Annotated in this window: 2 protein-coding genes; both read left to right on the top strand. The window is 52.1% G+C overall.

The window, feature by feature from the left end:
• A partial coding sequence (locus ABRS97_RS27660; RefSeq protein ID WP_483312513.1) for an amino acid adenylation domain-containing protein occupies positions 1-5,503 on the top strand: 5,503 nt, incomplete at its 5' end.
• A 147-nt stretch (positions 5,504-5,650) separates the two neighbouring features.
• Positions 5,651-9,600 (top strand): amino acid adenylation domain-containing protein (locus ABRS97_RS27655; protein WP_367819401.1); only part of this gene is annotated, 3,950 nt, incomplete at its 3' end.

The following is a 9,600-nucleotide window of genomic DNA, read 5'->3' as shown; positions in this document are numbered from 1 at the left end:
TTATCTGGAGCCGGATGAAATGCCAAGGCTGCGAATTCTATTTACGGCCGGATCGGCTTCATCAACCGAGCTCGTTCAGAAGTGGAAAGACAAGGTTGCCTACTACAACGGATACGGACCGACGGAAAACTCGGTAGCGACGTCGATTTGGCCGGTTTCGACCGACCCTGATGCGGGAAGTCTGATCTCCATCGGGCGTCCGGTGCCCAACCATCACGTATATATCGTTGATCCATACGGACACCTGTTGCCAGTGGGTGTGCCTGGGGAGCTGTGCGTAGCAGGAGTAGGACTTGCTCGCGGTTATCTGGATCGACCGGAGCTGACAAGCGAGAAGTTTGTCATCAGTTGCTTTAGCGGTGAGAGGATGTATCGGACAGGGGATCTCGCGAGATGGCTGCCTAACGGCCGGATCGAATATTTGGGCCGGATCGACCATCAGGTGAAAATCCGCGGATACCGGATCGAGCTGGGCGAGGTCGAAGCGAAGATTTTGCAAGTAGAGGCTGTGCAGGAAGCCATCGTCATCGCGCGGGAAGACGCATCCGGGCAAAACCAGCTGTGCGCTTATTTCGTCGGCAGCCGGGAGCTTGCGGCAAGCGAACTGCGAAGCGCACTCAGCGCTGAGCTGCCTGGCTACATGGTGCCGTCTACCTTCATGCAGCTGGAGCAGATGCCGCTGACGCCTAACGGCAAGATTGACCGCAAGGCACTGCCCGCGCCGGACGGAAGCAGCCAGACTGGGGCTGCTTATACCGCACCGCGCAACGAGCTGGAAGCGAAGCTGGTGCGGATTTGGCAGGACGTGCTCGGTATTTCGAAAGTGGGAATCCAAGATAATTTCTTCGAGCTAGGCGGACACTCGCTGCGTGCTGCAGCCCTTGTCTCTCTGCTGCAAAAAGAATTAGGACGCAGCGTCCCGCTCAAGGACGTGTTCCAATATCCGACAATCGAACAATTTGCCGAGGCAGTCGAGGGCATGAAGCAGGTTGTGTATGCTTCTATCCCGGTCGCTAAGGAGAGCGAGCACTATCCGGTAGCTTCCACGCAAAAGCGGCTGTACATCTTAAGCCAGCTGGAAGGCGGGGAACTCGGCTACAACATGCCGGGTATCATGACAATAGAAGGAATCCTTGACCTTGGCCGATTCGAAGAGGCGTTCCGCCAAATGATCGTACGTCACGAAACGCTGCGCACCAGTTTTGACCTCGTAGAAGGTGAACCGGTGCAGCGGATTCATCTGGAAGTGCCATTCGCTCTGAACTATCGACAGGCGGGAGGCGAGCCACCGGAAGAGCTGATTCGCAGCTTTATCCGCCCCTTTGACTTAAGCATGGCGCCGCTCTTGCGGGTACAAGTGGTCGAGCTTGAACAGGATCGTCACCTACTGCTCTTTGACATGCATCATATCATTTCAGACGGCGTCTCCATGGGTATTTTCATCAATGAATTAGTACGGTTTTACAAGGGAGAAGAGCTGCTGCCTCTGCGGATTCAATACAAGGATTTCGCGGTTTGGCGGCAAACGGACGACCATAAAGATTGGGTAAGCAAGCAGGAAGCTTTCTGGCTGAATGTATTCCATGGCGAGATTCCTGTGCTCGAACTGCCTGCCGATTATGTGAGACCGGCCGTGAGAAGCTACCGTGGAGATACCGTTGCCTTCACCCTTGATCAAGAGCGAAGCGCTTCGCTTCGTCAGCTTGCGACACAAACCGGCTCAACGATGTATATGGTATTGCTTGCTGCCTATACGACGCTGCTGTATGCCTATTCGGGTCGGGAAGACGTTGTCGTAGGCTCTCCGATTGCGGGAAGACCGCATACGGACCTGGAGCCGATCATCGGGATGTTCGTCAATACGCTCGCCTTGCGCAGTTACCCGGCAGGTAATAAGTCATTTGACAATTACTTACAGGAAGTCAAAGAACATGTATTGCAAGCGTTCGAGCATCAAGACTATCCGTTTGAAGAATTGATAGAACGGTTGGATATCAAGCGGGACTTGAGCCGCAATCCGTTGTTTGACACGATGTTCGTGATGCAGCATACACCGCGTCAGGAGCAGGATTATGCCGGTTTGCAGATCGAACCTTACCCAAGCGGTCACACTGCGGCGCAATTTGATCTGACGCTGGAAGCATTGGATATGGAAAATGTTGTGGCCTGCAGCTTCCAATTCGCCGATTCGCTTTACAAGCGTGAGACGATTGAACGAATGGTCGAACATTTCCTGCAAATTATCGATCTTGTATTGAAAAATCAGCACACGAAGCTTGCGGATTTGGAGATTATCACAGCGCAGCAGAAAGCCCAAATTTTGCATGATTTCAATGACACAGAAAAAGACTATCCGTGCGAAAAGACGATCTATGGTCTGTTCGAGGAGCAGGCAGAACGCACGCCGGATCGTGTCGCGGTGCGGTTCGAGGACGAACAGCTAACTTACCGCGAACTGAATGAGCAAGCAAACCGCATGGCGCGAACGCTTCGCGCTGAGGGTGTCCTGTCAGACGATAAGGTCGGCATCATGGTCGAGCGTTCTCTGGAGATGATCGTCGGCATTTACGCCATATTGAAAGCCGGGGGCGCCTATGTGCCAATCGATCCGGAGTATCCGGAAGAGCGCATAAGCTTCATCCTGGAGGACTCTGGCGCTAAGCTCCTGCTCACACAACGTCATCTCAATGATCGCCTGCCTACGGAGCTGAGCATCAAAGTCATCGATTTGAACGATGCAGCGCTGTACGCCGAAGACAGCTCGAATCTGCAGCCGCTGGCCGGACCGCGCAATGTCGCGTATGTCATCTATACGTCGGGTTCGACCGGCAAGCCGAAGGGCGTGATGATCGAGCACCACTCGGTCATCAACCGGATCTTGTGGATGCACGAGCGTTATCCGATAGGCGAGACGGACGTTATTTTGCAAAAAACGGCGTTCACATTCGACGTGTCGGTGTGGGAGCTGTTCTGGTGGGCGATGGTTGGCTCCAGCGTATGCATGCTGGCCGTCGGCGGGGAGAAGAGCCCCGAACGGATCTTGGCAACCATCGAACGCAGTGGTGTAACCACGATGCACTTCGTACCAGCGATGCTGCACGCCTTCCTGGATTACGCCGAGCAGCAGCCGAGCAGCAAACTGGCTGAGCAGCTGGGATCGCTGCGTCAAGTATTCGCCAGCGGCGAAGCTTTGCCGCCGCAGCATGTGGCACGCTTCCAGCAGGCGGTCGCCGCGATCAACCGTGCGCGGTTGATCAATCTGTACGGGCCGACGGAAGCAACCGTTGACGTCTCGTACTTCGATTGCGAGCCGGATGCCGTGTATCCGATCATCCCGATCGGCAAACCGATTCACAATACGCGATTGTACATCGTGAAGGAAGGAACGCAGCAGTTGCAGCCAATTGGGGTAGCCGGAGAGCTGTGCATCGCCGGTGTCGGCGTGGCGAGAGGCTACTTGAACCGTCCCGAGCTGACGGCGGAGAAGTTTACGGATGATCCGTTTGCGGATGGGCAGCGGATGTACCGAACGGGCGATCTGGCGCGCTGGCTGCCGGACGGCAACATCGAATACCTGGGACGGATCGATCACCAGGTGAAGATACGCGGCTATCGGATCGAGCTGGGCGAAGTGGAATCGCAGCTTTTGAACGTGGAAGCCATGCTTGAAGCGGTCGTCGTCGCCAGGGAAGACGAGAACGGACAGAAGCTGCTTTGCGCTTACTATGTCGCAGAAATAGATCTGACCGTAGGCGAGCTTCGCAGCCGCTTGTCCGAAACGCTGCCGAGCTACATGGTACCGACGTACCTTGTGCAGGTAGAACGAATGCCGCTGAGTCCGAACGGCAAGATCGACCGCAAGGCCTTGCCGGCTCCTGAGGGAAGTGTGCAGGCGAGTGAGGAATATGCGGCGCCGCGAACACGTACTGAGATCCAGTTGGCACGCCTATGGCAAGAAGTACTGCGGCTGCCGAGGGTCGGGGTAACGGACAATTTCTTCGATATCGGCGGTCATTCCCTTCGGGCTACGACATTGGCAGCGAAGATATACAAGGAGATGAACATCAACGTGCCGCTGCGCGACATATTTCTGTCGCCGACGATTGAGCAGCTGGCGAAAGTTATTGCGGGCTTGCAGCCATCTCCATACGCAGCCATTACGAAAGCCGCAAGAATGGCTGTGTACCCGGTATCATCCGCCCAGAAGCGGTTGTATATCTTGAGTCATCTCGCAGGTGGAGAACTCAGTTATAACATGCCGACTATATTGACAGTGAAAGGTCCGCTCAATAAGGAAAGGCTGGAGCAAGCGCTCCAACAGCTCATTGAACGACATGAGACCTTAAGGACCGGTTTTGAGACGGTAGATGGCGAAGTTGTGCAGCGGATATACCCGAATACAGAGTTGGTTATGGAATTCGTGCAGGCGACCGAAGAGGAATCGCAAAGGCACATTCACAGCTTTGTCCGTCCGTTTGCTCTGCAATATGCGCCGCTCCTTCGCGTACGTCTCATCGAACTCGAACTGGATCGTCATATGTTGCTTTACGACATGCACCATATTATCTCTGACGGCGTCTCGGCAGAAATTATCGTACATGAGCTCGCGCAGTTGTATGCCGGTCAATCGCTGCCTGAGCTGCAGCTTCAATACAAGGATTACGCAGTTTGGCAGCGCCAAGCTATGCAAAGCGAGCGGTACCGGCAGCAGGAGTTGATCTGGCTTAACGATTTTGCAGGAGAACTGCCCGTACTGGATTTTCCTATTGCCTATCCGAGACCGGCTCAACGAAGCTTCGAAGGTGCGCTGCTGGAATTTGCGGTAGAGGATGAAGTAACGGAACGCCTGCGCAAACTTACGTCTGATACCGGAAGTACGCTATATATGCTGCTCATGGCTGCTTATACGGTGCTGCTTTCCAAGTACAGCGGGTCGGAAGATGTCATAGTAGGAACTCCCGTAGCTGGTCGTTTGTCCGCAGATCTTGAACCGATTGTCGGCATGTTCGTGAATACGTTGGCCCTGCGGAACTATCCGGCGAAGGACAAAGCCTTCCTCGACTACATCTTGGAAGTGAAGGAGCGCACGCTTGTAGCATTCGATCATCAGGAATACCCGCTTGAAGAGCTGCTGGAACGATTGAATATTCAGCGTGACCCCGGCCGGAATCCGTTGTTCGATACTATGTTTGTCATGAATAATACCGAAAAACAGCAATCAGTAGTTGACTCGCTCTCGTTCGAATCGTATGTCCAGGAACATAACGTAGCCAAGTTCGATTTGACCTTAACCATGAGTATGGATGAGGGAAAATTGAGGGGATCGTTTGAATATTGCACCAAGCTGTTCAACAAGTATGCCATGGATCGCCTCATTAAAGATTTCTTGACGCTTTTGGCTGAGATCGGAAGAGACCCTGCCCGAAAAATAAGTGAAATCAACCTCTCCGAAAGTGTTGAACGAAGCGATCTTTTACAGGAATCCATTGATTTTACATTCTAATTGATGTTGGTTTAATCCCTGCAGGGTGTGTGCTGCGGTTAAAAACTGCTGCGGCGCACGTCTTAACAGGGAACATACAGCGGACGGCTTCTGTTCCAATCGGCAAGGCATTGCATGCGAACAATAAAATGAATGGGAGTGAAGCAATTGCAATCTTTATTTGAAAAAGAAAAAGCGTACTGGCTCGACAAATTTGACGGTGAAGATCGGATTACATCTCTCGCCTACACGAATACTTTGAGCAAAGGGGGGACTTTAAGTAGCATCCAATCGTTGTCCCGTACATTTCCTTCCGAACTATCCGACCGAATCGTTGCCATTTCTGGAGGAGCCCCGTTAGCCGTATTTATGATTCTGCTGGCAGGCGTAAAAGGTTTATTATATGCCTATACGAACGAAGAACGGATGATCGTCGGTATTCCGACAATCGGCTCATCGAAGGATGGTACCCCGATGATGAACCCGCTTTTACTTATCAAAAATCGGGTGGATCCAAACAGCACATTCCGCACCCTGTTGAACGACATCAAATCGTCAGCCGCTGCGGCAATCGAACATCAGAACATTCCTTTCTGGAACTACACGGATCATATGGCCATCCCGCAGGATGCCAGCGGCGTACCTGTAATCCATACGCTAGTGACACTGCGACAGCTTCATACGTTCGCATACATGGAACAGATCAAATCAGAACTGGCGTTCCATTTCAACTTCGACAACGGCATGGTTTCGTTGAATGTCGAGTATGACGGATATCTGTATGACGAAGAGACTGTCCGTCGGTTGACTGCACATCTCGTTCAACTTTTTAGCGTTGTTTTATATAAGCCCGAGCTTCCGATTGTGGGCGTGGATTTGTTATCTGAATCGGAGAAAACGCAGCTCTTGGTAGCGTTTAATCCCGCGACAGTCGAGTACCCGCGGGATCAAACGATTCACAGGCTGTTTGAGGAACAGGTGGAGCGTACGCCGGAGCAGGACGCTGTTGTTTGCGGCGAGGAAAAATTGACGTATCGGGAGCTAAATGCTAAAGCAAACTTGGTAGCCAACCAATTGCGTGAATCAGGCATGCAAGCGGAAGAGCTCGTCGGTATTATGGCGGAGCGTTCCACCGAAATGATTGTCGGCATGCTCGGTGTCCTGAAGGCGGGTGGCGCCTACGTTCCTATTGATCCCGATTATCCGGAGGAACGTATCCGCTATATGCTCGAAGATGCGGGCATCAACCTGCTGCTGACGCATAGCCGTTTTCGTGAGCAGGCGGCGGCCTTCACTGGCAGCCTTATTAAGAATTTGATCGTTTTGAATAACGATAACGGTCATTATGAAGAAGAGCTGCTCCCTCAATCGAATCTCCAAACAACCAGCAGTTCCGATCTCGCGTATGTCATCTATACGTCAGGCTCAACGGGGAGACCGAAAGGGGTCATGGTCGAGCACCGCAATGTCGTGCGCTTGGTCAAAAACACGAATTATGCCGAGTTTAACGAGCAAACGCGCATTCTGCAGACAGGGGCCGTAGTTTTCGATGCCTCGACGTTCGAAATTTGGGGAGCGCTGTTGAATGGAGGACAGCTCTATCTGGTAGCAGTGGATGTTATTCTGGAGGGGCCGAAGCTGAAGCAAGCTATACAGAAGTACGGCATTACCACAATGTGGCTCACCTCGCCGTTATTTAATCAGCTTTCTCAGCAGGAAAGCAAGTTGTTCGGCAACCTTCGCACGCTTATCGTCGGCGGCGATGTGCTGTCCGTTCCTCACATCAACCGGGTACTGCGGGACAATCCGTCTCTTCGTATCGTAAACGGATACGGCCCTACGGAAAATACAACGTTCTCCACCACTCATTTGATAGAGAACGAACAAGCGGAAGCGGTGCCGATTGGTCGACCGATCACGCATTCGACAGCTTATGTCGTGGATCGAACGCTGAAGCTAGCGCCTCTCGGGGCTTGGGGAGAACTTCTTGTCGGAGGCGATGGCGTAGCGCGGGGTTATTTGAATCACATAGAGCTGACAGCGGAAAAGTTTATCGAGCACCCTTTTGAAAGTGGAAAACGCTGTTACCGGACAGGTGATATAGCCAGGTGGCGGGCAGACGGTACGCTGGAGTATAAAGGAAGGATCGATGAACAGGTGAAAATCCGCGGTTATCGGATTGAACTTGCCGAAGTAGAGGCGGAACTCTTGAAAACGGGCTCTATGCAAGAAGCGGTGGTCATTGCGCGTGAAGATGAGAATGGACAAAAATATTTGTGCGCTTATTTCACCTCCAATCGGGAGATATCCATTATCGAGCTGCGAAAAGAGCTGCTGCAAGAACTGCCGGGTTACATGGTGCCTGCCTACTTCGTGCAGATGGCGCAGATCCCTCTGAATCCTAACGGCAAAGTCGACCGGCGAGCTCTGCCGATACCGGATGCTGCTTCACAGACCGGCGTAGAATATGAAGCGCCTCGAACTGATCTTGAAGCACAATTGGCAGCCATTTGGCAGGACGTTCTAGCACTTCCCAAGGTTGGAGTCAAGGACAACTTCTTTGAAATCGGCGGCCATTCTTTGCGGGCAACAACGTTGGTATCGGCCATTCATAAAGAGTTGAACAAAAATATACAGCTAAGGGACGTTTTTCAAAGCCCGACAATCGAAGCTTTGGCGAAAGTCATTGCGGACGGTGAGCACGCTGACTATGTGTCCATTCCGGTCATTAGCGAAAGCGAGTTCTACCCCGTATCCTCCGCGCAAAAGCGGATGTATATGGTGAGCCAGTTATCGGGTGCTGGGCTCAGCTATAATATGCCGGGTGCGATGGTTCTCGAAGGAAATCTGGACCGTGAGCAGTTGACGACGGCCTTCCGCAAACTGATTGCGCGTCATGAAACGCTTCGTACGAGCTTTGAAGCGGTTAACGGCGAACCCGTTCAGCGTGTTCATCCGCAAGTGGAATTTGCCATTGAGCATATGCGGGCGGCAGAGGAGGATAACGCTGAAATCGTTCGCAGCTTTGTACGAGCGTTCGATCTTAAGGAAGCCCCTCTTATGCGTGTAGGTCTAATTGAAAACGGGCAAGATCACCACATCCTGCTCTTTGACATGCATCACATCATCTCCGATGGCGTATCTGTCAACTTGTTGATTCAGGAGTTTGTCCGGTTGTATCAATCTGAGGAACTACCACCCCTGCGCATTCAGTACAAAGACTATTCGGCGTGGCAGCAGGAGAAGGCTGAACGTGACAGACAGCAAGAGGCGGACTGGCTCTTAACGTTTTCCGGTGAGTTGCCAGTGCTTGATATACCTACCGATTTTCCACGGCCTGCAACGAAAAGCTTTGATGGAAGCACGTATGAATTCGTTATTGATAAGCAGCAAAGTGATGCCTTGAAACAGATTGCAGCACAGACGGGATCGACGTTGTACATGGTACTGCTAGCCGCCTACTCAACATTGCTATTCAAATACAGCGGACAAGAAGACATGGTCATCGGTGCCCCTATTGCCGGAAGACAGCACGCAGATCTCGCGAATCTGATCGGCATGTTTGTCAATACATTAGCTATCCGCCATTATCCTTCAGGGGATAAAACGTTTGTGGACTTTGTGCAAGAAGTGAAGGAAAGTACGATTAAAGCGTTCGATAACCAGGATTATCCGCTGGACGAACTTCTGGGTAAGCTTAATCTGAAAAGGGATTTGAGCCGCAATCCGCTGTTCGACACCGCTTTTGTTCTGCAGAACTTGGAATCTTCTATCGAACACGAAATCGAAGGATTGCAGGTAAAATCCTACCCGCATGAACATACTGTCGCGAAATTTGATTTGACACTTTTTGCCTCGGAAAATGAAGAGATACTAGCATGCAGCCTCGAATATGCGGCTTCGTTGTTCAAACGCGAGACTGTTGAGCGGATGGGGCAGCATTTCAGGCAGCTTATCGGTTCGATTGCGGACAACCCGAAGACAAAACTTTCTGCGGTGGATATCGCCACCGAGGCGGAAAAAGCGCTAATCTTGCAGCAGTTCAATGATACGACAACGGATTACCCGCGTGAGAAGACGATTCACGAGCTGTTCGAAGAACAGGCAGCTCGGACGCC

Origin of the sequence: Paenibacillus tabacirhizosphaerae (assembly GCF_040812395.1) — a bacterium.
Taxonomy (GTDB): Bacteria; Bacillota; Bacilli; order Paenibacillales; family NBRC-103111; genus Paenibacillus_E.
The sequence above is the reverse complement of the archived record's forward strand: the minus strand, read 5'-3'. Positions and strand labels throughout refer to the sequence as shown.